Origin of the sequence: Solidesulfovibrio sp., from assembly GCF_029978005.1 — a bacterium.
Classification (GTDB): domain Bacteria; phylum Desulfobacterota; class Desulfovibrionia; order Desulfovibrionales; family Desulfovibrionaceae; genus Solidesulfovibrio.
Window position 1 is genome coordinate 22,465 of the sequence record NZ_JARKOZ010000184.1, and the last position, 23,345, is coordinate 45,809.

21 protein-coding genes and 1 tRNA gene are annotated in these 23,345 nt (G+C 68.4%); 17 read left to right on the forward strand and 5 right to left on the reverse strand.

Annotated features, from left to right (window positions below; all coding sequences use genetic code 11):
- The 5 genes from Q1K70_RS19725 (at position 1) to rimM (ending at position 3,254) form a co-directional block, all read left to right on the forward strand.
- Positions 1-306 (forward strand): RNA-binding protein, encoded by a 306-nt coding sequence (locus tag Q1K70_RS19725; RefSeq protein ID WP_300163576.1) that lies wholly within the window; start codon positions 1-3, stop codon positions 304-306.
- Between the two features lie 157 nt (positions 307-463).
- Positions 464-1,978, forward strand: coding sequence for a signal recognition particle protein (gene ffh / locus Q1K70_RS19730; protein ID WP_300163579.1), 1,515 nt, complete (start codon positions 464-466; stop codon positions 1,976-1,978).
- A 59-nt stretch (positions 1,979-2,037) separates the two neighbouring features.
- Positions 2,038-2,277 (forward strand): 30S ribosomal protein S16, encoded by a 240-nt coding sequence (rpsP, locus tag Q1K70_RS19735; protein ID WP_300163581.1) that lies wholly within the window; start codon positions 2,038-2,040, stop codon positions 2,275-2,277.
- A 147-nt stretch (positions 2,278-2,424) separates the two neighbouring features.
- On the forward strand, positions 2,425-2,658 hold the full coding sequence (locus tag Q1K70_RS19740) for a KH domain-containing protein (RefSeq protein ID WP_300163583.1): 234 nt from the start codon (positions 2,425-2,427) through the stop codon (positions 2,656-2,658).
- A gap of 44 nt (positions 2,659-2,702) precedes the next feature.
- A complete protein-coding gene (gene rimM / locus Q1K70_RS19745) occupies positions 2,703-3,254 on the forward strand; it encodes a ribosome maturation factor RimM (protein ID WP_300163586.1) in 552 nt (183 codons plus the stop codon).
- A 302-nt stretch (positions 3,255-3,556) separates the two neighbouring features.
- Here rimM and Q1K70_RS19750 read toward each other — a convergent pair whose 3' ends face one another.
- Together Q1K70_RS19750 and Q1K70_RS19755 are read right to left on the reverse strand one after the other, a co-directional pair.
- A complete protein-coding gene (locus Q1K70_RS19750; protein WP_300163589.1) occupies positions 3,557-4,909 on the reverse strand; it encodes a LysM peptidoglycan-binding domain-containing protein in 1,353 nt (450 codons plus the stop codon).
- 837 nt (positions 4,910-5,746) lie between these two features.
- Positions 5,747-8,248 carry a heavy metal translocating P-type ATPase gene (locus tag Q1K70_RS19755; protein WP_300163592.1) on the reverse strand — a complete coding sequence of 834 codons (2,502 nt, stop codon included), beginning with the start codon at positions 8,246-8,248 and terminating at the stop codon, positions 5,747-5,749.
- A 121-nt stretch (positions 8,249-8,369) separates the two neighbouring features.
- Between Q1K70_RS19755 and Q1K70_RS19760 the strand changes: the two genes are divergently transcribed.
- The gene (locus tag Q1K70_RS19760) at positions 8,370-8,735 is read left to right on the forward strand and encodes a hypothetical protein (protein ID WP_300163595.1); all 366 of its coding nucleotides are present in this window, start codon (positions 8,370-8,372) and stop codon (positions 8,733-8,735) included.
- A 111-nt stretch (positions 8,736-8,846) separates the two neighbouring features.
- Here the strand turns inward: Q1K70_RS19760 and Q1K70_RS19765 are convergent.
- Positions 8,847-8,924, reverse strand: a tRNA-Pro gene (locus tag Q1K70_RS19765).
- Positions 8,925-9,087: 163 nt separating this feature from the next.
- Between Q1K70_RS19765 and Q1K70_RS19770 the strand changes: the two genes are divergently transcribed.
- The 11 genes from Q1K70_RS19770 (at position 9,088) to Q1K70_RS19820 (ending at position 22,322) form a co-directional block, all read left to right on the forward strand.
- Positions 9,088-10,191, forward strand: coding sequence for a chemotaxis response regulator protein-glutamate methylesterase (locus tag Q1K70_RS19770; protein WP_300163598.1), 1,104 nt, complete (start codon positions 9,088-9,090; stop codon positions 10,189-10,191).
- Between the two features lie 31 nt (positions 10,192-10,222).
- On the forward strand, positions 10,223-12,145 hold the full coding sequence (locus Q1K70_RS19775; RefSeq protein ID WP_300163601.1) for a HEAT repeat domain-containing protein: 1,923 nt from the start codon (positions 10,223-10,225) through the stop codon (positions 12,143-12,145).
- 3 nt (positions 12,146-12,148) lie between these two features.
- Positions 12,149-13,027, forward strand: coding sequence for a protein-glutamate O-methyltransferase CheR (locus tag Q1K70_RS19780; RefSeq protein WP_300163604.1), 879 nt, complete (start codon positions 12,149-12,151; stop codon positions 13,025-13,027).
- Between the two features lie 39 nt (positions 13,028-13,066).
- Positions 13,067-13,834: a ParA family protein gene (locus Q1K70_RS19785; protein WP_300163607.1), complete on the forward strand. Its 768-nt coding sequence runs from the start codon at positions 13,067-13,069 to the stop codon at positions 13,832-13,834.
- 32 nt (positions 13,835-13,866) lie between these two features.
- Entirely contained in the window at positions 13,867-14,562 is a 696-nt protein-coding gene (locus Q1K70_RS19790; protein ID WP_300163610.1) for a chemotaxis protein CheW, read from the forward strand.
- Positions 14,563-14,573: 11 nt separating this feature from the next.
- Positions 14,574-14,942: a response regulator gene (locus Q1K70_RS19795; RefSeq protein WP_029457474.1), complete on the forward strand. Its 369-nt coding sequence runs from the start codon at positions 14,574-14,576 to the stop codon at positions 14,940-14,942.
- A gap of 33 nt (positions 14,943-14,975) precedes the next feature.
- Positions 14,976-17,960, forward strand: a complete 2,985-nt coding sequence (locus Q1K70_RS19800) for a chemotaxis protein CheA (protein WP_300163619.1) — start codon at positions 14,976-14,978, stop codon at positions 17,958-17,960.
- A 172-nt stretch (positions 17,961-18,132) separates the two neighbouring features.
- Complete coding sequence (gene anfO / locus Q1K70_RS19805; RefSeq protein ID WP_300163622.1) at positions 18,133-18,822, forward strand: Fe-only nitrogenase accessory protein AnfO; 690 nt, start codon at positions 18,133-18,135, stop codon at positions 18,820-18,822.
- A 312-nt stretch (positions 18,823-19,134) separates the two neighbouring features.
- Positions 19,135-20,817 (forward strand): biosynthetic-type acetolactate synthase large subunit, encoded by a 1,683-nt coding sequence (gene ilvB / locus Q1K70_RS19810; protein ID WP_300163625.1) that lies wholly within the window; start codon positions 19,135-19,137, stop codon positions 20,815-20,817.
- The gene (locus tag Q1K70_RS19815) at positions 20,804-21,115 is read left to right on the forward strand and encodes a hypothetical protein (RefSeq protein ID WP_300163628.1); all 312 of its coding nucleotides are present in this window, start codon (positions 20,804-20,806) and stop codon (positions 21,113-21,115) included. The genes ilvB and Q1K70_RS19815 overlap by 14 nt, the downstream gene beginning before the upstream one ends.
- Positions 21,116-21,185: 70 nt before the next feature.
- On the forward strand, positions 21,186-22,322 hold the full coding sequence (locus Q1K70_RS19820; RefSeq protein ID WP_300163631.1) for a HAMP domain-containing sensor histidine kinase: 1,137 nt from the start codon (positions 21,186-21,188) through the stop codon (positions 22,320-22,322).
- Between the two features lie 9 nt (positions 22,323-22,331).
- Here Q1K70_RS19820 and Q1K70_RS19825 read toward each other — a convergent pair whose 3' ends face one another.
- Positions 22,332-22,859 (reverse strand): class IV adenylate cyclase, encoded by a 528-nt coding sequence (locus Q1K70_RS19825; protein WP_300163634.1) that lies wholly within the window; start codon positions 22,857-22,859, stop codon positions 22,332-22,334.
- 70 nt (positions 22,860-22,929) lie between these two features.
- Positions 22,930-23,235 (reverse strand): putative quinol monooxygenase, encoded by a 306-nt coding sequence (locus tag Q1K70_RS19830; RefSeq protein WP_300163637.1) that lies wholly within the window; start codon positions 23,233-23,235, stop codon positions 22,930-22,932.
- Positions 23,236-23,345: the final 110 nt, after the last annotated feature.

The window sequence follows — 23,345 nt, forward strand, 5'->3', positions numbered from 1 at the left end:
ATGTCCAAGAAACTCTATGTCGGCAACCTTCCTTTTTCCACCAACGAAGACGAGATCCGCGACCTGTTCGCTGCCTACGGCGACGTGGAGTCGGTCAACCTGATCATTGATCGCGAGACCGGCCGCCTGCGTGGTTTCGGCTTCGTGGAGATGACCTCCGAAGGCGCCGACGCCGCCATGGAAGCCCTCAACGGCAAGGCTTTCGGCGGCCGCGACCTGCGCGTCAACGAGGCGCAGGAGCGTCAGCCCCGCTCCGGCGGCGGCGGCGGTGGTTACGGCGGCGGCTCCCGTCGCAACAGCTGGTAGTCCCCACTGCCGGCGATCAACGACGTCAAGGCCCCGTCCGCTCGCCGGACGGGGCCTTTTTTTCCCGCTCCCGGCCAGGAACGGCCTCTTGCTTGACGCCTGGACAGTTGGCGGTTAAGTAGTCAAACTTTGCCCTTTACAGAGGTACCCCGGGACCATGTTCGACAACCTGACCGACAGACTCGAAGACGTCTTCCGCAAGATCAGAGGCCACGCCCGTCTGACCGAGGAGAACGTCCAGGCGGCCTTGCGCGAGGTTCGGCTGGCGCTGCTCGAGGCCGACGTCAACTTCAAGGTCGTCAAGGACTTCGTCGACCGCGTCCGCGAGCGGGCCATGGGCCAGGACGTCCTCAAGAGCCTGACCCCGGGCCAGCAGGTGGTCAAGATCGTCCACGACGAGCTCGTGGAACTGCTCGGCGGCCAGGCGCAAGGACTCGACCTCTCGGCCTCGCCGGCCGTGATCATGGTCGTGGGCCTGCAGGGCTCGGGCAAGACCACCACCTGCGCCAAGCTGGCGCTGAAGCTGCGCCGCGAATTCAAGCGCAAGCCCTACCTCGTCCCGGCCGACGTCTACCGCCCGGCGGCCATCGACCAGCTCCACAAGCTCGCCAACCAGCTCGACATCGAAGCCTATCCGTCCACCCCGGACATGAACCCGGTGGACATCTGCGCGGCCGCCCTGGAAGAGGCGAGGCGCACCGGCCACGACGTGGTGCTCCTCGACACCGCCGGCCGGCTGCACATCGACGAAACGCTGATGGACGAGCTGGCCGCCATCAAGGAAAAGACCCGCCCCGGCGAGATCCTCTTCGTGGCGGACGCCATGACCGGCCAGGACGCCGTGACCGTGGCCGCGGCCTTCAACGACCACCTCGACATCACGGGCGTGGTGCTCACCAAGATGGACGGCGACGCCCGGGGCGGCGCGGCCCTGTCCGTGCGCCAGGTCACGGGCAAGGCCATCAAGCTCGTGGGCGTGGGCGAAAAGGTCGCCGACCTCGAGATTTTCCATCCCGACCGGGCCGCCTCGCGCATCCTCGGCATGGGCGACATCCTCACGCTCATCGAGAAGGCGCAGGCCGACGTGGACGCCGACGAAGCGGCGGCCATGGAGAAGAAGCTGCGCAAGGCGCAGTTCACCCTGGACGACTTCCGCACCCAGATGCGCCGCATCAAAAAGCTCGGCTCCATCGAAGGCCTGCTCAAGATGATCCCGGGCATGTCCCAGGTCAGCAAGCAGCTCGGCGAGGCGCAGATGCCGGAAAAGGAGATGGCCCGGGTCGAGGCCATCATCAATTCCATGACCAAGGCCGAGCGGGTCGCCCCCAAGCTCATCAATACCAGCCGCAAGGAGCGCATCGCCAGGGGCTCCGGCACGACGGTCCTGGAAGTCAGCCAGCTGCTCAAGAATTTCACGCAGATGCAAAAGATGATGCAGCGCATGATGGGCGGGAAGGGCATGCCGAGCATGCCCAAGATGCCCCCCGGCATGAAGTTGCCCGGCGGCATGCCCGGCGGGATGCCGCAGATGCCTCCCGGCATGGGCGGCATGGGCGAGATGCCCGGGGGCGGCATGCCGCTCGATCCCGAGGCGGTCAAGACCGCCCGGGCCGCGGCCAAGGCCGCCGCCAAGAAGAAGAAGGAACAGCGGAAGAAACGGAAAAAACGCTAGCCGCAAGGCGCGGGCTTTCCACAACAAACGATCACGCATCGCATAAAGGGAGATACGTCATGGCCATGAAACTGCGTCTGACCCGCATGGGTTCCAAGAAGCGCCCGTTTTACCGCATCGTCGCCATGGACTCGGCCACCCGCCGCGACGGCCGGGCTCTGGAGTACCTCGGGCATTACAACCCCATGGTTGACCCGGCGGAAATAAAAGTGGATAGTGAAAAAGTGCGGTTCTGGCTTGAGCGCGGCGCCAAGCCCTCGGATACCGTGCGCGCCTTGCTGCAGAAGGCTGGCGTCTAAGGCCGCGGCCGACACCGCTTTGGAAGGAGAGGTCCGGGCCGAGAGCCGCGACGTCGCCGCGTTCGTCCCCGGGTACGGCCCGGGGGCAATCCGGAAACGGAGGCGGAAGTCCTTCGCTTGTTCTTACGGTTCCCTCAGGAGGTACGTATGTTGAAGGACTTGATCGAGTACATGGCCAAATCCTTGGTGGACAACCCGGATCAAGTGCACGTGTCCGAGATTGAGGGCGAGCAGACCTCGGTCATCGAGCTCAAGGTGGCCAAGGAGGACCTCGGCAAGGTCATCGGCAAACAGGGCCGTACCGCCCGGGCCATGCGCACCATCCTCGGAGCGGCTTCGACCAAGGCGCGCAAGCGCTCGGTGCTGGAGATCCTCGAATAGCCGGACCGGTGCGCCCCACCGGCGTTCCAGTCCGCATCCCAGCCATGGCCGGGGAAAAATACATCATCGTGGGCGATGTGGTCCGTGCCCACGGCATCCGGGGGGAAGTCTGCATCGACAGCCATGCCGACTCCCCCTCGTATTTCGAGAGGGGGGCCGTGGTGCGCCTGTCGCCCCGCCAGGCCCCGGGGCGCGGCCGCGACTACGCGGTGCGCGCCGCCCGCGTCCACAAGGAGCGCCTGCTCGTCAGCTTCGACGGCGTGCCGGACCGCAACGCCGCCGAGGCCCTGCGCGGCCTGGCCGTGTGCGTGCCGGCCTCGCGCCTGGACCCGCCCGATCCCGACGAAGTCTTCCTCCACGAACTGCTCGGCCTGCGCGTGCGTCTGGCCGGAGCCGCCCCCGCCGATCCGGACCTCGGCGTCCTCGAGGACGTCCGCGATTCCGGCGGCGCGGAGCTGTGGGTCATCCGCGACGCCGCCGGCAACGAGATCCTCTTTCCCGCCGCCGAGGAACTCGTTCCCGAGATCGACCTCGGGGCGCGCCTCGTGGTCATCGACCCGCCGCCGGGCCTGCTGGAGCTCTACCAGGGGAGCTGACCCCCGGCCGCCGGCCTGCCCCGACCGGGCGCGTTCTGTCCCGAGCGGACGCGTTCTGTCCCGAGCCGCGGCCTGGCCGTGGAACAGGCTCATGGCCGGGCGCGGCCATCGCGCCCCTGTCTCCGTCCCTGCCGGACGACCTCTCGCCGGCGGCTGTTTCCTTCGCATCCCCGTCGTCATCCGACACCCGGTCGGGCGACGGCCTGGGCGTCGTCGCCGCGCCCCCGTGCGCCGCGCCCGGTCCCTTGCCCAATAAAAAAGCCCGGCCGAGGCCGGGCTTTTCGCGTCTCGGGAGCCCCCGCCTACTGGCAGAGCTTTTCCTTCTTGGCGCTGTCGAGGAGTTCGCAGTCGCCCAGCGTGCAGGACTTCTGGTAGTCCTGGCACATGGGGCCGTACTGCTTGAGGTGCAGGTAGGTGAAGCCGCGCCCCTTGTAGTAGTCGGCCTCGTTGGGGCCGAAACTGATGGCCTTGTTGAAGTCCTCGATGGCCTGCTGGTACTTCTCGGTCCGGGTACGGCTTAAGCCCCGCATGGAGTAGGCCAGGGCGAAGTTGGGGTTCTTCTCGATGGCCTTGGTGTAGTCGTCGATGGCCTTGGGGTACTGCTTGAGGTAGTAGTTGGCGTGACCCCGGCTGGCGAAGTAGTCGGCCCGGTTGGGGTTGAGCTTGATGGCCTTGTCGAAGCTCTCCACGGCCTTCTGGAACTTGTTCTGCTTGCCGAACTCGATGCCTTTCTCGAAGGCGGCCTCGGCGTCGGCGGTCTCGCGGCTCTCGGGCAGGGAGGGCGTGGCCTCGGGCGCGGCCTTGGCGCGCGAGGGCTTCTCGGGCAGGGCCGCCGGCTCCTCGACCACGGGCGGGGCCTGCCGGGCCGGGGCCTGGCGCACGGGCGCGGCCTCCTCGGGCTCCTCGACCGTCTTGCCCTTGCTGAGGGGCACGACCAGCTTCTGGCCGGAGTGCAGCTTCTTGCCCATGTCGGGATTGAGCCGGGCCAGCTCCTTGGGACTGATGTGGAACTTGCGGGCCACCGAGTCCACCGTGTCCTTGCGGTGGGCGGTGTAGGTGCTGTGGGCCTCGGGTTCGGCGGCCTTGTGGGACTTGGCCTGGGATTTCTCGGCCGGCTCGGCCTTGGCCGCGGAAGCGGGCGCGGGGCCGCCGGGCAGGGCGATCTCCTGCCCCACGCCCATGCGGCTGGGGTTGAGGCCCTTGTTGGCCTTGAGCAGGTCGTCCACGGACACGCCGTGCTTGCTGGCGATGGAGCCCAGGGTGTCGCCCTTCTTGACCGTGTAGTGTCCGCCGCCCTTGGTCGGCGCGGACTTGGGCTCCTTTTCCTGGCGACGGTCCCGGTCCTCGGCGGCGCGCTCCTTGCGCGAGCTGGGTTCGGACTTCTTGTCGGCCTTGTCCTTTTTCGATTCCTTGGCCGGTTCGGCCTTGGACGAGGAGCCGCCGGGGATGGTCAGCGAGTCGCCGATCTTCATCTTGCTCGGCTTGAGACCCTTGTTGGCCTTGAGCAGATCGTCCACGGAAATGTTGTGCTTCTTGGCTATGGAGAGCGGCGTGTCGCCGGCTTGCACGGTATAGGCCCGGGCGGAGCCGGGACTGGCGGTGGCGAGAAGGCTCAGGCAGAGCATGGTCAAAAGGAGGCGAGACAATCGAGGCATAGCACCACCTTAGCGCTGACAGTTTACGAGCGGAGCCGGATGGCGGATACGAAACCGAAGATTCCTGTGTAGACTACCTCGGTCGATGGGGCAATGTTTTTCGGAAGTTGAAAAATTACAAGATGATGAAATGTTTGTTCATGTTCCGGCTGCGTTACGCGTTGCAGCCGGGGTGGTGCCTGCGGCCAAGGCCGGGAATCTGCCGTCGCGCCGCTCCATGAACAAGGATCGGTACGGCCTGTCCGTCGTCCCCTGCACCTGCTACGACCACGACCTGGTGGCCACGCCCGTTCGCGATGACGCCGGCAAGGGTTTGCCGCCGATTCGCAGTGCCTGCGCTTCGGCCTCCAGCTCGCCACGCCCGGCAACCCCAAGGTCCTGCCGGCCGGACTGCGGCTCCTGCGCCCGGGGTCGGGCGCAAGTCCGGCTTCGGCGAATACCGGCAGCGGCTGCACGAGGACGTCTGCTTCAGCGGCAAGCTGCGCCGGGTGGGGCTGGCCCTGCGGCTTCTGCCGGAGCCCGAGGCCAGGCAGGTGCGCCGGCTGTCGCGACGGACCATGGTGCGTCGGGGCAGGAGCTTGGCGCGGTCTTCGGCGCGGACATGGCCGCCTTGGGGTGTCCGCCCCCGGCCGTTCCGCCGCGTCCCTTTTCCGAGGCGGTGGCCGCAGGAGCGCGCTCCGTCATGCCCGAGGCTTTCGCGGCGGCGGTCACCGACGCCCTGCCGCATCTCCTGGCCGGGGACCGGCGGCAGGACTGGCGCTTCTCCTTCTACGACGCCGCGTCCGGCCAGAGCGAGGCGGCCCCTGTCGAAGCGCGTGAACGGCCGCGTCCGTTGCGTCAGTCGATGGGGTGCGGCGTGAAGAAGCGCAGGCGCAGGGCGTTGGTGACCACGGTGAAGGACGACAGCGCCATGGCCGCGCCGGCGATCATGGGGTTGAGCGTCGGGCCGCCGAAGATGTGCAGCGCCCCGGCGGCCACCGGGATGCCGATGGTGTTGAAGGCGAAGGCCCAGAAGAGGTTCTGCTTGATGTTGGCGATGACCGCCCGGGACAGGGCCAGGGCCGCCGGCACGCCGCGCAGGTCGTTTCGCATGAGCACCACGTCGCAGGACTCCACGGCCACGTCGATGCCCGAGCCCATGGCCATGCCGAGGTCGGCGGCGGCCAGGGCCGGGGCGTCGTTGATGCCGTCGCCGACCATGGCCACCTTGCGGCCCGTGCGCATGAAGCGGCCGATTTCCTCGGCCTTGCGCTCGGGCAGCACCCGGGCGATCACTTCCTTGACGCCGAGCCTGCGGGCCACGGCCTTGGCCGTGCGCGCGTCGTCGCCGGTGAGCATGGCCACGGCCACGCCGTCGCGGGCAAGCGCCGCGACCACGGCCGCCGCCTCGGGCCGGGGCGTGTCGGCCACGGCGAGAAGCCCGGCGAAGGTTCCGTCCACGGCCACGCGCACGGGCGACTTGCCCTCGTCGGCGAGCTTGGCTTCGTCGGCGTCGGCGGCCGTGCCGGCGAAGACGCCCTGTTCGGCCAGAAGCGCCGCCGTGCCGACCAGCACCTCGCGTCCGGCCACCCGCGCCGCCACGCCCTTGCCCGGATGGGCCTCGAAGCGCTCGGGCGCGGCCAGGGGCAGGCCCCGGGCCTCGGCCGCCGCCGTCACGGCCCGGGCCAGGGGATGCTCCGAGCGGGCCTCGGCCGCCGCCGCCAGGGGCAGCAGATCCTCGGCCGGGAAGCCCTCGGCCGCGACCACGTCGGTCAGCTCGGGCCGGCCGTGGGTCAGCGTGCCGGTCTTGTCGAAGACCACCACGCCCACGTCGCCGGCGGTCTGCAGCGCCGCCCCGGATTTGACCAGGATGCCCAGGCGCGCCCCGCGCCCCATGCCGACCATGATGGAGGTGGGCACGGCCAGGCCCATGGCGCAGGGGCAGGCGATGACCATGACCGCGACGAACACGCGCAGCGAAAAGGAAAAGCCCGCCCCGCCCAGGAAATACCAGCCGAGCCCCGCCGCCACGGCCACGGCCATGACCGCCGGCACGAAATAAAAGCTCACGGTGTCGGCCAGGTTGGCGATGGGCGCCTTGGAGCCCTGGGCCTGGCGCACCAGGGCCACGATGCGCGCAAGCGTCGTGTCCTCGCCCACGCGCGTGGCCCGCATGACCAGTGCTCCGGTGGAGTTCTGGGTGCCGCCGGACAGGGCGTCGCCCGGCCCCTTGGCCACGGGGATCGGCTCGCCCGTGAGCATGGCCTCGTCCACCCGCGATTCCCCCTCGGCCACGATTCCGTCCACGGGCACGCGCTCGCCCGGTCGCACGAGGAGCGTGTCCCCGACCTCGACTTCGGCCAGCGGCACGGTCTCCTGCGCGTCGCCCCGCACCAGCGTGGCCGTGTCCGGGGCCAGGCGCATGAGCGCGGCGATGGCTCCCGAGGTCTTGAACTTGGCCGCGGCTTCCAGGTACTTGCCGAGGCTGATCATGGCCAAAAGCACGCCGGCGGATTCGAAATAGAGGTCCATGGCCCGGGCGCCCGGGTCCGAGCCGGCCAGGATCAGGGCGAGATTGGCCAGGCTGTAGGCCAGGGCCGCGCCCGTGCCCATGGCCACCAGGCTGTCCATGTTGGGGCCGCCGCGCAAAAGCGCCGGGATGCCGTCGAGGTAGAAGCGCCGGCCGATCCAGACGATGGGCAGGGTCAGCGCCAACTGGGCCAGGGCGAAGGTCGCCGGCGCGGCGTCCGGGTGCAGGAAGTGCGGCAGGGGCAGGCCCAGCATGTGGCCCATGGAAAGCGTCAGCAGCAGCGCGCCGAGTACCAGGGCCGGAACCAGGGCGCGCTTCTGGCCGGCCAGGGCCTCCCGGGCCTGCTTCTGGCGGGCGGCGAAGGCCCCGCCGCCGTCCTTGGCCGGCGTAGCGCCGAAACCGAGGTCCGCGATGGCCTCCCGCAACTTCCGGCGCGAGAGCACGGACGGGTCGAAGGTGAACACGCCCGTCTCGTCGGCCAGGTTCACCGCGGCCGAGACCATGCCCGGCAGCCGGCCGGTCACGCGCTCGATGCGCGTGGAGCAGGCGGCGCAGTGCATGCCGGAGATGGCCAGTTCCACGGTGGCGTTTTCCGGGGCGGGCTCGCCCAGGGAAAAGCCCAGGTCCGCCACCCGGGCGCGGATGGCGTCGAGGCTGGCGACCTGCGGATCGTAGCGCAGGCGCAGGGTCTCGTCGGCCAGGTTGACGTCGGCCTCGGCCACGCCGGGAACGGTCCGCAGGACGCGTTCGATGCGGGCCGAACAGGCGGCGCAATGCATGCCGGAGACCGGAAGCAGCAGGGAGACGGACGTGGCGTCGGATGTTTCCATGTCGTTGGTGATAATCATTTTCGAAAGGGAAGCAAATACGGGCGTTGCGCCGGGGCGAGGCTGGCAATCAGGCGGCTTTGAGGATATGCACGGAAAAAGAGACGGCAAAGGAGCCCGGGGCATGCAATCCGACATGATGGCTTCCTTTTGGGAAGCGCAAGGTCGCGAACCGAACAGATGGGAACGGCTTCGCGACGTTTTCGAGAAACTGTCCATGGTGTTGGACATGCCCTCGCTGTGCCCGGGGGGCGTCGACGATCTGCTGGAACAACTGGAACAACGTCTGCTCGAGGCCGAACAGCTGTTTCCGGAACCGGATTGGCTGTCCGTGGACACGGCCACTCCCGAGGGACTCGAGACGTACTGCGCCAACCACGTCGGGGCGTTGCTTGGGGTATTGATCCGGGCCGTGGAGACGCTTTCCGAGGAGCGGGCCGCGGAGGCCGCCTCCTGCCTGGGCGCGGGAGGCGGAAGCGCCGAGGCCTGAGGCGGTGGAGAGGTTTTCCCCGAGGCCGGACGGGCGGCCGCGGGGGGCGGCGGCAGGCGCGCGCCGCAAAGAGAAAAGGGGTCATGCTTGCGCATAACCCCTTGAAAAGTCTGGTCGGGATGAGAGGATTCGAACCTCCGACTTCTGCGTCCCGAACGCAGCGCTCTAGCCAGACTGAGCCACATCCCGACGTGGAAGAAGAGCCTTTAGACCATCGCACGGGCTTTGGCAAGCACTAATGTCGGTTGTCAGAACGGCCGGAGTCATCTAATCATGGTCAACGGCACGGGCCGTCCGGACGCCGCCGCCCTGGCGGGCTTCGAGACAGGCCGCCAGGCCTCAGGAGACAGGCGTGATCAAGGTAGTGGTGGTCGATGATTCGGCCTTCATGCGCAAGGCCCTTGCGGCCATGCTGGGCAAGGACCCCGAGATAGAAGTCGTGGCCACGGCCCGCGACGGGGAGGAGGGGCTGGAGATGATCCGGCGCCACCAGCCCGACGTGGTCACCATGGACATCGAGATGCCGCGCATGGACGGGCTGACGGCCCTGCGGCACGTCATGATGGAAATGCCGCGCCCGGTGCTCATGGTCAGTTCCCTGACCACCGAGGGGGCCGAGGCCACGCTGAAGGCCATGGAGCTCGGGGCCGTGGACTTCATCCCCAAACAGCTTTCCAAGGTGTCCCTGGACATCGTCAAGATCGAGGACGAACTGCGGGCCAAGGTGAAGACCATCGCCCGCCGCCGCATGAGCCATTTGGCCAGGGCCTCCCTGGCCGGCCGGTCCCGGCCGGCCGGCCCGTCCGCCTCGGGAACCCCGGCCGCGGCGACGTCCGGGGCCGAACGCGCGCCGCGCCAGGCCGTCCGGCCGTCCGGCTCCCAGTGCCGGGACCTGGTGGCCATCGGCGTGTCCACGGGCGGACCGCCGGCGGTGCAGAAGATGCTCTCCGTGCTGCCCCAGGATTTTCCGGCCGGCATCCTCATCGCCCAGCACATGCCCGCCGCCTTCACCGGGCCCTTCGCCAAGCGCCTCGACGGCGTATGCCGCATCGCGGTCAAGGAGGCCGAGGACGGCGAACGGCTCCAGCACGGCGTGGCCTACGTGGCTCCGGGCGGCCGGCATCTGCGCATCGACCAGAAAGTCAGCCGCATCGACGTGCGGGTGGTCGACGAACCCCGCGAAGCCTTGTACAAGCCGTCGGCCACGGTGCTGTTCGATTCCGTGGCGGGGGGCGTGGGCCGTCGGGCCCTCGGCGTCGTGCTGACCGGCATGGGCAGCGACGGCCTCGAGGGCATGCGCGCGCTCAAGACCAAGGGCGGGCGGGCCCTGGCCCAGTCCGACTCCACCTGCGTGGTCTACGGCATGCCCAAGGCCATCGTGGACGCGGGCCTGGCCGACGAGATCGTGGACATCGACGACATGGGCGAAGCAATCCTCCAAAACCTCTACAAATGACGGGCCCCCAGGGGCCGGGCGAGGACGCGGCATGGCGGACTGCAAGGATCTTTGCCAAAGGCTTGGCAGCGACGACACGGACGTGCTTCGCGACGCCGCGTACGAAGCCGGCGAGAGCGGCTGCGTGGAGGCCGTCGGGCACCTGGCCAGGCTTTTGTGCTCGCGCAACCTCGGCGTGCAGGAGGCGGCGGACAGGGCGCTGCGCAAGATCGGCGGCAAGGAGGTCGTGGCCGCGGTCAAGCCGCTCCTGCGCTCCGACGACGCCCCCACCCGCAACGCTTCCATGGACATCCTGCGGGCCGTGGGCGTCCAGGATTTCCCCACGCTCATCGAACTGCTCCACGACGCGGACCCCGACATCCGCATCTTCGCCTCGGACATCCTGGGCTCCACGGACTCCAGGCTGGCCGTGGCCCCGCTGTGCGAGGCCCTGCTCAAGGACCACGAGGTCAACGTCCGCTACCAGGCGGCGGTGAGCCTCGGCGAGCTGGCCTTCGCCGATGCCTCCTCGTGTCTGGGCAAGGCCATGGAGGACGACGAGTGGGTCCAGTTCGCGGTCATCGAGGCTCTGGCCAAGATCCGCGACGCCTCCTCGGTGGGGGCGCTGGTCAAGGCCCTGGACAGGAGCTCGGACCTGGTCGCCTCCATGATCGTGGACGCCCTGGGCGAGATCGGCAACATCAAGGCCGTGACCATGCTGCTCAAGCGCATGGACGCCTCGCCCGAGGTCCTTCGCAACAAGATCGTCAAGGCCGTGGTGCGCATCCTCGGTGGCAAGGCCCTCTCCTTGCTGTCGGCGGCCGAGCGGGAGCGGTTTCGGGAATACCTGCTGGCGGCCCTTGCCGACGACGAGGAGGACGTCCAGGACGCGGCCGTGTCGGGACTGGGCTCCGTCGGCGGCGAGGCCGCGGCGACGGCGGTCCTGGCCCACGCCGCCCGCATCGACCGGGACCGGCATCCGGAACGCTACGAGCATGCCGTGGCCGCCATGCGGGAGATGGGGCTCACGGAAGCCCTGGGCCGGGCCCTGCGCGAGGGCGGCGACGCCAGGCGCATGGTGGCCCTGGACGTGCTGGCCGCGCTGCCCTGCGCCGCCTGCTCGGGCCTGCTCATGGACGCCTTCGCCGACCTGCCCGAGGAGATGCGCCCGGCCGCCGCCCATGCCCTGGCCGCCATCGCCGGCGAGGAGGCGGCCGCATTCTTCCTGGAGCTGCTCGGCGGCGACGACGAGGCCCTGCTGCTCGAGGCCGTGTCCTTCCTCGGCGGCAAGCTGCGCCTGCCCGCCGCCGGCGAGGCCGTCTTCGCCCTGCTCGGCCATCCCTCGGCCGCGGTCACGGAAGCGGCCCTGGATGCCTGCGTGGCCATCGGCGGCGAGGGCCTCGACGCCCGATTCCGCGAAATGTTCGCCAGCGACGAGCCCATGGAGCGTCTGATGGCCGTGTACGCCCTGGGCAAGATGGGCGTGCGCGACCACATGGACGTGATCCGCTCCGCCCTGTCCGACGAGGTGCCGGACATCCGCAAGATCGCCCTGGAGGCCCTGGCCGAGATGTGCGGCCACGAGGAGGAGGGGCTGCCGCTGATCGTGGCCGGCCTGTCCGACGAGAACCGCGACGTGCGCCTGGCCGTGGTCGAGCTCCTGGGCGGCTGCGACAGCGACAAGATCTATCCTTACCTCGAGCAGGCCCTGTCCGATACGGACGACTGGGTGCGCATCAGGGCCCTGGAGGCGCTCGGCAACCGCGGCGAGCGCGACGCGGTGCCGCGCCTTCTGGAGCTGGCCGGGGAACCGAGCAAGCTCGTGGCGCTCAAGGCCGTGGAAGTGCTGGGCGAGATCGGCGGCCCGGCGGCGTTCGAAGGGCTCCTGCGCCTGGGCGCGGGCGACGACCCGGAACTGGTCGCCGCCGTGGAGGCGGCCATAGCCAGACTGCGGGACGAGCAAGGGGAGCGCTAGTCCATGACCTCGCTTTTTTCCAAGACCATCTCGCTGCGCAAGGATCTCAAGATCTCCGACGCGGAGTTCGCCCAGTTGCGGGACTTCATCTACGCCCAGTCCGGCATCTTCGTGGCCGACAACCGCAAGTACCTGGTCGAGAACCGCCTGGCGACGCGGCTGAAGGAACTCAACCTCAAAAGCTTCTCCGAGTACCACGCCTACCTGCAGTACGACGCCGGCCGCCGTCAGGAGCTCAACCGCCTCTTCGAGGTCATCACCACCAACGAGACGAGCTTCTACCGCAACCCGCCCCAGCTCAAGGTCTTCCAGGACATGGTGCTCAAGGACGTTCTGGACAAGCAGCGGGCCGCCCGGCAGAAGCGCCTGCGCATCTGGTCCGCCGGCTGCTCCACCGGCGAGGAGCCCTACACCATCGCCATCATCCTCCACGAGGTGCTGCGCACGGAACTGTCCACCTGGGACATCCGCATCACGGCCAACGACCTGTCCGAGGCCGTGCTGGCCCAGGCCCGGGAAGGCGTCTACACCGACTACAGCCTGCGTACCACGCCCAAGGAGATCGTGGCGCGGTACTTCACCCCGGACGGGGCGAATTTCAGGATCAAGCCCGAGGTCAAGCGGCTGGTCGCCTTCGGCCAGATCAACCTGAGCGACCGGATGATGCTCAAGCGCGTGGAGCGCTCCCACATCGTCTTTTGCCGCAACGTCATCATCTACTTCGACGACGAGATGAAGAAAAACGTCATCGCGGCTTTCTACGACAACCTGCTCCCCGGCGGCCAACTGCTCATCGGCCACTCGGAATCCTTGCACAACATCTCCCGGGCCTTTCGTCCCAAGCATTATCCCGGAGCCATCATCTACGGCAAGGAGGAGTAGGGCGATGTCGGCTGGCGTCGATGACGGGACAGGCAGGCGTTGGCTCCTCGCGTTCTGGCCATAGCCAACCAGAAGGGGGGGGTGGGCAAGACCACCACGGCCCTGTCCCTGGCGGCGGCTCTGGCCATGACGGGGCGGCGGATCCTGGTCATGGACCTCGATCCCCACGGCTGCGCCTCGGCGCACCTCGGCATTTTCCTCGAGGGCGTGGCCGCTTCGTCGGCGGAGGTTTTTTGGGCCGCGTCCCCGGAGGCCGTGCCCTGGGAACGCGTGGTGACGCGGCCGGAAGCGGCGGCGTTCGATCTGGCGCCGAGCCATGCCCGGCTGTCGGACATGGAATGGGATCTGCGGGACAGGAAGGGGAAAGGCGTGCTTTTGCGGGAAGCTCTGGCGTCGGGACCGGCGTACGACCATGTCATTCTGGACTGCCCGCCCCATACCGGGGTGGTGCTGGTCAACGCGCTCGTGGCCGCGGACCTGTGCCTGATCCCCATCCAGACGGATTTTCTGGCCCTGCACGGCGTGCGCAACCTCTTCGACACCATGCGCGCCCTCAACGCCGCCCTGCCGCGCCCCGTGGCCTACCGCGCCCTGGCCACCATGTTCGACCGGCGCGCCCGGGCCTGTCTGCGGGTGCTGGCGCTTTTGCGCGAAAAATTCGTCGGCCGGATGTTCGAGACCGTCATCGGCCTGGACACCAAGTTCCGCGAGGCCAGCGCCGCCGGCCGCGTCATCCAGGACGTGGCCCCGGACAGCCGGGGCTCCCGCGAATACGCCGCCCTGGCACGTGAGGTGCTTTCCCTGTGAGTTCAAATCTGGAAAATTACTTCAAGGATTCCGTGTCTCTGCCCGAAGCCCACGCCGGCTCCTTCACCGAGGCGGAGCGGACCTTCCTCACCCGCTACGTGGGCGCGGACTTCGAAAGCGTGCTGGCCCGGGAAGGCCTTTCCCGGCCCTCGGCCGTGACCTCGGTCACCGGGCCCCTGTCCCCGGCCCCGGCCCCGGCCGGGACTGCGAAGGGCGACGTCGGGTTCCTCGCGCCCGCGCCGGCCGAGGCGCGGGCGCTCTCCGAAGACGCCGCCCTGGAAGAGCAGCTGCGCCAGGCCGGCGAATTCAAGCTGGTCGGCTTCCGGCTGGCCGGCCAGGAGCTGGCCCTGCCCATCGCCCAGGTCCAGGAGGTGCTGCGGGCCATGCCCGTCACCCGCCTGCCGGCCGCGCCGCCCCACGTCAAGGGCATGCTCAACCTGCGCGGCCGGGTGACGCCCATGATCGACCTGGCCGGGCTCATGGAATTGTCCGGCGCGCGCGGCGAAGATCGCTTCATCATCGTCTGCCGCTGCCGGGGGATGCTCGTCGGCCTCCTGGTCGAGGCGCTCACCACCATGCATCAGGCCAGGGGCGAGGATGTGGAGTGGGGCCTGGAGTCCCGTGTGGGCGTGGCCTCGGACATGGTTTCCGGCCTGCTCAAGGTCGGCGACATGCTCGTGGCCATCCTCTCCGTTGACAGTCTTTTTCAAAAGGTTTTGAAGAGTTGAGGAGGTAGTCGATGCCCAAGCATATCCTCATCGTGGACGACTCCAAGACCGTGCGCAACCTCGTGGCCTTCATCATGCGCAAGGAAGGCTTCAAGGTGACCGCGGCCGAGGACGGCCTGGACGGGCTCGAGAAGCTGTACACCGATCCCCAGGTCGATCTCATCATCACCGACATCAATATGCCGCGCATGGATGGCATCACCTTCATCAAGACCGTGCGCGAACAGGACGCCTACCGGGACACCCCCATCGTCGTGCTTTCCACCGAAGGCGAAGAGCGCGACATCCACGCGGGGCTTTCCATCGGCGCCAACCTGTACATGGTCAAGCCGGCCCAGCCCGAAGTGATGGTGCGCAACGTCAAGATGCTGCTGGGGTAGGACGAACGCCGCCGACAGCCGCGAGGTGCTTTGATGAGCCAGGATTTCATGGATCCGGAACTTTTCGCCGATTTCATCGTGGAGGCCAGGGAGCACCTCGAGACCATCGAGCCCAATCTCCTGGAACTGGAGCGCAACCCTGGCAACCTGAGCCTCCTCAACGACATCTTCCGGCCCATGCATTCCCTCAAGGGGGCCTCGGGGTTTCTCGGCTTAAACGCCATCAACGGCTTGGCGCACAAGGCGGAAAACATCCTCGACGAGCTGCGCAAGGGCAATATCCCGGTCAACCCCGAGATCATGGACGTGATCCTGGCGGCCACGGACATGCTGCGCACCATGATCGAAAACCTGGAGCAGACGGGCGGCGAGGGCGACGTGGACACCGCCCCGGTCATCGCCCGCATCGCCGCCCAGCTCGAAGGCGGGACGGCCGTTCCCACGCCGCCGCCGGCCCCGGCCGGAGCCGGGGATTTCCCGGCCGAGGACGCCCCGCCCGCCGCTCCCGAGGCTCCCGCCGCCGAGGCGCACAATCCGGCCGCCCCCGAGGAGCCCGAAGCGACCGAACCCGCCGGGCCTTCGCCCGCCTCCCTGGCCGCCGCCAAGATCGCCAAAATTTTCGACGAGCTGCCGCCCTTCGCCCCCGAGGCCTATCCCCTGACCTCCATCGGCGAGGGCCACATGGCCGACTTCCTGGAAGAGGCCCGGGAAATCATCGAACGCCTCAACGCCGCCCTGCTCGAGCTGGAGTCCGCCGGCGACGGCCGCTCCGAAAGCATCAACGACATCTTCCGCTATTTCCACAATCTCAAGGGCAACAGCGGCATCATCGGCCACAAGGAGCTCAACAGCCTCACCCACGAGGCCGAAACCCTGCTCAACCGGGTGCGCAAAGGCGAAATCCCCGCCACGCGGGCCATGGTGGACCTGCTTCTGGCCGTGGTCGACCAGGTCGAAGCCCTGGTCAGCCACATCGAACCCGCGACCAGCGTGGCCACGCCCCAGGACATCCGCCCCCTGGTCGCCCGGCTCAAGCAGGCCACCGAGGACGGCGAGGTGCTCGAACCCGAGCCCGAGGCCCCGGCCGCCCCCGAACCCGAACCTGAAGCCGAGCCCGAAGCGGCCGCCGAACCGGAGCCCGAACCCGCCCCGCAACCGCAGCCCGTCCCCGAACCCAAGGCCGCCGGACAGGAAGCCAAAGCCGGCTCGGGCTACGACCCCGAAGACGTGGCCGTCTTCGAATCCACCATCGACCAGCAGATGGTCTACATGACCCAGGCCCTGGCCGGCCTGGCCGAGAACCCCGAATCCAAGGACATGGTGGACGGCCTGTACCGGGCCCTGGTCACCATCCAGAATTCCTCGGGCTACATGGGCCTGGCCGATCTCAAGGTCCAGGCCGAACGCACCGCCGGCATCGTGGCCCAGGCCAGAAAGCAGGGCCTGTCCTTCGAACTGCTCCTGGACATGCTGCGTCAGGAATGCTCCATCCTCGGCGACATGCTCACCGCCGCCATGGCCTCTCTGCGCTCGGGCAAGGCCAAGGTCCCGGCCGCCGCCGCCTCCCTCCCCGAGGCGCCCAAGGCCGCCGCCCCGGCCCCGGAACCGGCCCCCGCGCCGCAACCGGAACCCAAACCGGAAGCCAAGCCGGAACCGAAGCCCGAACCGGCCCCCAAGGCCGCTCCCGCTGCGGCCGCCGCGCCCGCGCCCAAGCCTGAACCCAAGCCCAAACCGGCTCCCAAGCCCGAAGCCAAACCCGCGCCCGCGCCCGCGCCGGAAGCCGCCGCCGACGCCGGCAAGCCCAAGGTCTCGGCCACCATCCGCGTGGACCACGAAAAATTGGACCACCTCATGAACCTCATCGGCGAGCTCATCATCAACCGCAACCGCTTCGCCATGCTCGCCCGCTCCCTGGAAGAGGGGAAAAACGACGTCGCCCACATCGGCCAGCAGCTCACCGAGACCACCTACTCCATGGCCCGCATCTCCGACGACCTGCAAGACACCATCATGAAGGTGCGCATGGTCCCGGTCTCGACGGTCTTCTCCCGCTTCCCCCGCCTGGTGCGCGACCTGTCGCGCAAGTCCGGCAAGGAAGTGAACCTCATCACCGAAGGCGAGGAAACCGAACTCGACAAGTCCGTGGTCGAGGTCATCGGCGACCCCCTGGTGCACCTCATCCGCAACTCCGTGGACCACGGCATCGAGACCGAGGCCGAACGCGTGGCCGCCGGCAAGCCGCCCGTCGGGCGCGTGTGGCTTCGTGCCTACCACCGAGGCAACTCCGTGGCCATCGAGATCGAGGACGACGGCAAGGGCATCGACCCGGCCAAGATGCGCGAGGTGGCGGTCAAGAAAAACCTCATGAGCCCCGAGGAAGCCAAGGCCCTGGACGACCGCGACGCCATCGACATCATCTTCATGCCCGGCTTCTCCTCGGCCGAAAAAATCACCGACATCTCCGGCCGGGGCGTGGGCATGGACGTGGTGCGCACCAACATCAAAAACCTCAAGGGCACCGTCAACGTGACCAGCGAGGTGGGCAAGGGCACCAAGTTCACCCTGGCCCTGCCGCTCACGCTCGCCATCATCGACGCCCTCATGGTCGTGGTCGCCGGCCAGACCTACGCCCTGCCCCTGGACTCCGTGTCCGAGACCACCAAGATCGAGCTCAAGCGCATGACCGAGGTCAACAAGCGCAAATGCGTCACCCTGCGCGGCGAAGTGCTCGGCATCGTGGAGCTGGCCGAGGTACTCGACCTGCCCGTGGAGCAGGGCGACCGCGAAATCGTGCCCATCGTCATCCTCCAGGACAACGAACGCCGGCTGGGACTCATCGTCGACCGGCTCCTCGAACGCCAGGAAATCGTCATCAAGCCGCTCGGCACCTACCTCTCGGAATTCGACATGCGCGGCATCTCCGGAGCCACCATCATGGGCGACGGCTCCGTGGTGCTCATCCTCGACCCCCACGAACTCTACATGATGTCCACCCCCGGCGGCCGCTCCAAGGCGTAGCGGCCGGGCGGGGCGCATCCGTTTCCGGAGCCGGGAGGGGGTTTCCCTCCCGGCCTTTCCATTTTTGTTAGATTGACACCAACACAATGCCGGAGATAGGGGTTTCTCGTCGCAGTCTGGCCGGCGGCTGGCGCGTGCAGCGGCCCCGGCGTCGGCGATGGAGGGAACGGGCATGAAGATTGCGGGTTTTGTCGATGGAGAGGGGACGATCACGTCCCCGTACGGCGAATGCCGTCTGCGCCTCTGCGAAAACGGGACCGGCGCATGGACCCCGGTCAGGGACGTCGCCTTCGCGATCCGGTCGGACATGAGCCTGGCCGAGGTCAAGACGGTCGTTCGCGAGGCGGCGCGACAGCTGGAAGACTGTCGCATCGTCGTCTCGGCGGAAGCGAGAGGGCTTGTTCCCGTCGTCTTTCAGGAGGAACTGGGATTTCACACCTGGAAGTCGCAGGGGGCCTTGCAGGACCAGCTCGACGGGATCGCCGCCAGGGAGGCGGAACTCGCCAAGGCGTCCGCGCCGCAACCGCCCTTGGAAATGGGAGCGGGGTGCCGGGGCGGCTGCGGCGGGGGCCGTCGACAAAAGGCGTTCGACCCGGCCCCCGCCGTGCCGCTTTCTTCCCTGGAACGTACCGGCGAGAGCCGCTATCGGATCGACCTCGTCGACACGCTGAAACGAGACCCGGACCTCAACTCCAGAATGGTTCTTCTTCCTCTCTTGGAGGCGGGGGCGTTCGACGAGTTGGAAATTCTGTGCGACCATGTTCCCCGCTGGTTTTCGGGCGCCATCGAGGCGATGCCCCTCAGGGCGGAATGCCAGGCGGCGGAGCGGGGCGTCCGGGTGCTCGTCTTTCCCGAGAGTTAGAAACCGTTCTCGCCAGGACGAGCCACCGCACCGTCGCCGCTCCCGACACGGTCTCTTTTCTCCTTGACGGCCCGCCCTCCCCAGGCGTAACACTCACCAAAACTTTGGAGGAATCCCTGTAATGCCTGCCATGACCCGCACTCTGCTATCTTCGTCCTTTGTGACGTGCGTGGTCGTAGTAGGCGTCGCCATAGCGGCGCCTTAGCGGGGAATCTTTTTTCGTAATGTCCTTGAAGCCCCCGCCGGCGCGCCGGCGGGGGCTTTTTGCGTCCTTTGCCGCGCGTCCGGGGCATACGCTGACGGAGGTCAGTCATGATCCAGACGACCGGAGCGAGAATCATCGCCGAAAGTCTCGTGCGTCACGGCATCGACGTGGTGGCGGGCATTCCCGGCGGGGCCAACCTGCCGCTTTTCGACGCCCTCGCCGAGACGGCCATCCGCATCGTCCTGGCCCGCCACGAGCAGGGAGCGGGCTTCATCAGCCAGGGCATGGCCCGGGTGACGGGCCGGCCGCAGGTGTGCCTGGCCACTTCCGGCCCCGGGGCCATGAATCTGCTCACGGCCATCGCCGACGCCAAGGCCGATTCCGTGCCGTTGGTGTGCATCACGGGCCAGGTGTCGCGCGGGCTCATCGGCACGGACGCCTTCCAGGAGGTGGACGTCTACGGCCTGACCATTCCCATCGCCAAGCACAACATGCTGGCGCGTCGGGCGTCGGATCTGCCGCGCATGATGACCGAGGCGTTTCGCATCGCCGCTTCGGGCCGGCCGGGGCCGGTGGTCGTCGACGTGCCGCGCGACGTGCAGGCCGAGGCTGTGACCCTCGACGCCTGGCCCGAGCCGGCCCGGCCCGAGGCGCAGCCCATGCCCAGTCCGGCCGATCTGGCCCGGGCGGCGGCGCTTCTGGCCGGCAGCGAGCGGCCGGCGCTTCTGTGCGGCGGCGGCGCGGCCCGGTGCGGGGCCGGGGAGCTCGTCGCCGCCCTGGCCGAGGCCCTGGACGCGCCGGTGGTGACCACGCTCATGGGGCTTGGCATCGTGCCCCACGACCATCCCAGAAACGCCGGCATGGTGGGCATGCACGGCCGGCCGGCGGTCAACCACGCCCTTTGCCACTGCGACCTGCTGGTGGCCGTGGGCGCGCGCTTCGACGACCGGGCCACGGGCGACGCCAAGCGCTTTTGTCCCGAAGCGGCGGTGGTGCACATCGACATCGACCCGGCCGAGCACCACAAGAATCGTCGCGCCCACGTGGCCCTGGCCGGCGACGCCGCCAGGGTGCTCGAGGCCTTGCTGCCGCTGGTGCCGTCGCGGCCGCGCCCGGACTGGGACGGCCATCGGGCCGGGCTGCGGCGCGAGCACGCCTTCATGCCGCCTGGCCTCGACGACCCGAAAAGCCCCTACGGCATGCTGGTGGCGGCGGCCGACATCCTCGGCCCCGAGGCCATCGTGACCACGGACGTGGGCCAGAACCAGATGCGCGCCGCCCAGGTCTGGCCGTGCCGCCGGCCGGGGAGCTTCCTCACCTCCGGGGGCCTCGGCACCATGGGCTTCGGCCTGCCCTCGGCCATCGGCGCGGCCCTGGCCTCGCCGGGCATCCCCGTGGCCTGCGTCACCGGCGACGGGGGACTGCTCATGAACATCCAGGAGATGGCCACGCTGGCGGAGCTTGGGCTGCCGGTCAAGATCCTGCTCATGGACAACGGCGTGCTGGGGCTTGTGCGCCAGCAGCAGGAGTTTCTCATGGGCGGGCGGCACACGGCCTCGACCTTCGGGGCCCGGCCCGATTTCCCGGCCCTGGCCAAGGCCTTCGGCATGGCCTGCGTGGACCTCGAGCACTGCCGCGACGCCCGGGGGACCCTGGCCGCCGCCTTGACCGCGCCCGGGCCGGCCCTGGTGCGCCTGGCCGTCGATCCCGACGCCCACGTCTATCCCATGGTGCCTCCCGGCGCCGCCAACAGCGAGATGATTCTGGAGAAGCGCCATGCAAAAGCCTAGCGGACACGCGGCAAAGGAAACGGCCCGGGCCGTGGTGGAACTGATCGCGACCGATGCCATGGACGCCGTGCGTCATGTGGCCGCCTGCCTGGCCCGGCGGTCCCACGCCTTGCTCGGGCTTTTGTGCCTGCCCGGTCCGGACGGGGAAGGGCGGCTGCTGGTGGCGTTGGCCGACGACGGACGCATTCCGCGTCTGCTGCACGAGCTGTCGGCTTTGCCCGGCGTGCGCGAGGCGCGGCAGGGGGAAATGGAACTTCTTGATTTCCAGCGAGTTGTCGCCCAGGGTTTGGCCGCCTGAAAGACGTTTGCGGATTGCGTTCCCGTACGCTATGGATTCCCGGCGGCGTTTATGCCGGGAGGTTTGCCTAGTGGATGCCGGATTCGTACCGTTGTTGCCGGCCGAGCGCCTGCCCCTGGAGGCGGTCAATCGTCAGGCGAAGCTTTTCGCCGCAAGCCCGGCGGCGGGCGTGCTCGACCGCCTGCCGCTGGGCGTGGCGGTATGCAACGGGGCCCGCCAGATCGTGTATTCCAACCAGAAGTTCCGGGAGCTCGTGGCCCTGGACTGCGAAGGGCACGAACTTGTCGGCAAGCGCCTGGGCGAGGCGCTCTCCTGCCTGGGCGCGGGCCTGGAGATGGGCGGCTGCGGCACGAGCGAGCTGTGCCGCTCGTGCGGCATGGCCCGGGCGCTTTTGGAATCCATTTCCTCGCCGGGCACGGCCCAGGGCGAATGCTCCCTGGCCCGCCAGGGGGGCAACAAGCTCGAAAGCCTGGACTTCCGCATCTGGATATGGGCCATGGCCCACGGCGGCGAGACGTTCCACGCCGCCATCCTCACCGACATCCGGGCCGAGAAGCGCCTGGCGCTCATGGAGCGCATCTTCTACCACGACATCCTCAACATGGTCTCGGGCATGCGCGGCATCTGCGAACTGATGCGCGAAGAAGAGGAGTGCGCCCGCAATTCCGAACTCGACCTGCTCGCCTTCGCCGCGGAGCGCATCAACGACCTGATCCTGTCCCAGCGCGACTTCAGCCTGGCCGAGCACGGCGAGTACGATGTGGCGCACAACAAGATGGGCACGCTCTCGCTGCTTTCCGACGTCACCGGCCTCATGCGCCGCGATCCCTCGGCCCGGGGCAAGGAACTCGTCGTCGCCCCGGACAGCGCCGACGCCTTCTTCACCTCGGACCGCAAGCTGATCACGCGCATCCTGGTCAACATGCAAAAAAACGCCCTGGAGGCTTCCCGGCCCGGCGACACGGTCGTCGCGGGCTGCGACAAGGACGGGGAGTGGGTGCGGTTTTGGGTGCGCAACTCCGGCGTCGTGCCCGAGGAGGCGAGGCCGCAGATATTTCGCCGCGCCTTCTCCACCAAGGGCGCGGGCCGGGGCCTTGGCACCTACGGCATGAAGCTCTTCGCCGAGAACTACCTGGGCGGTGAGGTCGGGTTCAGGAGCGAGCCGGCTTCGGGCACGGTCTTTTTCGTGCGCCTGCCGGCGGCCTGAGGCCGGCTTTCAGGACGCGGCGTCCCGGTCGGCCTCTTCCAGAAGGTCCCGGTAGGCGACCGCGATGCGCGACGCGGGGGCAAGGCCCAGGCGCGCGAAAATGTCCTCGGCGATGGCCGTGCCTTCCTGCGCGGTCTGGCCCTCTCGCAGCACGACCTCCAGTTCGAGAAAATCCCCCAGCCCTTCCACCCGGTCCAGATGGATGCGCGTCTGGCCGCGAAGGAAGAGCAGCCGGCGCTTGACCACCCGCCCCCGGACGCCAAGCGTTTGGGCCAGCACCTGCCGCAGTTCCTCGGGGCGGGGCGCGGCGTAAATGGCGTAGCGGCTCTCCCGGGGGCCGGAGGCGTCCGGGCGCTCGTAGGCGATGAGCTCGCCCTCGCCGTTGCAGACGCGCAGCTTGAGCCTGCCGCTGGTGCAGGAAAAGAAGGTGTCGTCCTGGAGAAGCTCCGCCGGCGGACCGTCGGCCAGCGCCCGGACCGGGCCGCTCAGGCGTTCCACGCTGTCGATGCGGGCCTTGATTTCGATGTTTCTGGCCATGGAGTTCTCGGGGCGGGCGTCGGGCCGGCCGGCGGCCGCGTTTTTGCCGCGGGCCGCCGGCCGCGGGGGGCTAGAAACCGGGCAACTCGGCGAAGAGCTTGACGGACATGGGCTCGGCCAAGAGGCTCGGGGTCTTGGCCTTGAAGCCGTTGAGATGCGGCGTGTCGAGGTGGCTGGCCAGGAGTTCCCGGCTCTGCCAGGCCTCGACCAGGACGAATTCCCCGGGCCGCGCCGTGGACTCGTAGAGGTCGTAGGCGATGTAGCCGGGGTCTTTTTGCGTCGGCGCGACAAGGGCCATCAGGCCGGCCTTGAGTTCCGCTTCCTTCCCGGGCTTGGCCACGAACCGGGCCACCACGTTGACGATGCCGTCGGCCATGGGCGTGCTCCTTCTGTTGGGGTTTGCCGCAGGGATGATCCGGGCTAGGCTGTTTTGATGGCAAGGTCAACGGAAGTCACGATATTTTATGACAAAGGCGTAACCGCTCC

Coding starts and splice junctions, on each gene's coding strand:
- Q1K70_RS19725 (WP_300163576.1), top strand. CDS start 1: ATGTCCAAGAAACTCTATGTCGGCAACCTTCCTTTTTCCACCAACGAA.
- ffh (WP_300163579.1), top strand. CDS start 464: ATGTTCGACAACCTGACCGACAGACTCGAAGACGTCTTCCGCAAGATC.
- rpsP (WP_300163581.1), top strand. CDS start 2,038: ATGGCCATGAAACTGCGTCTGACCCGCATGGGTTCCAAGAAGCGCCCG.
- Q1K70_RS19740 (WP_300163583.1), top strand. CDS start 2,425: ATGTTGAAGGACTTGATCGAGTACATGGCCAAATCCTTGGTGGACAAC.
- rimM (WP_300163586.1), top strand. CDS start 2,703: ATGGCCGGGGAAAAATACATCATCGTGGGCGATGTGGTCCGTGCCCAC.
- Q1K70_RS19750 (WP_300163589.1), bottom strand. CDS start 4,909: ATGCCTCGATTGTCTCGCCTCCTTTTGACCATGCTCTGCCTGAGCCTT.
- Q1K70_RS19755 (WP_300163592.1), bottom strand. CDS start 8,248: ATGGAAACATCCGACGCCACGTCCGTCTCCCTGCTGCTTCCGGTCTCC.
- Q1K70_RS19760 (WP_300163595.1), top strand. CDS start 8,370: ATGCAATCCGACATGATGGCTTCCTTTTGGGAAGCGCAAGGTCGCGAA.
- Q1K70_RS19775 (WP_300163601.1), top strand. CDS start 10,223: ATGGCGGACTGCAAGGATCTTTGCCAAAGGCTTGGCAGCGACGACACG.
- Q1K70_RS19780 (WP_300163604.1), top strand. CDS start 12,149: ATGACCTCGCTTTTTTCCAAGACCATCTCGCTGCGCAAGGATCTCAAG.
- Q1K70_RS19795 (WP_029457474.1), top strand. CDS start 14,574: ATGCCCAAGCATATCCTCATCGTGGACGACTCCAAGACCGTGCGCAAC.
- Q1K70_RS19800 (WP_300163619.1), top strand. CDS start 14,976: ATGAGCCAGGATTTCATGGATCCGGAACTTTTCGCCGATTTCATCGTG.
- anfO (WP_300163622.1), top strand. CDS start 18,133: ATGAAGATTGCGGGTTTTGTCGATGGAGAGGGGACGATCACGTCCCCG.
- ilvB (WP_300163625.1), top strand. CDS start 19,135: ATGATCCAGACGACCGGAGCGAGAATCATCGCCGAAAGTCTCGTGCGT.
- Q1K70_RS19815 (WP_300163628.1), top strand. CDS start 20,804: ATGCAAAAGCCTAGCGGACACGCGGCAAAGGAAACGGCCCGGGCCGTG.
- Q1K70_RS19825 (WP_300163634.1), bottom strand. CDS start 22,859: ATGGCCAGAAACATCGAAATCAAGGCCCGCATCGACAGCGTGGAACGC.
- Q1K70_RS19830 (WP_300163637.1), bottom strand. CDS start 23,235: ATGGCCGACGGCATCGTCAACGTGGTGGCCCGGTTCGTGGCCAAGCCC.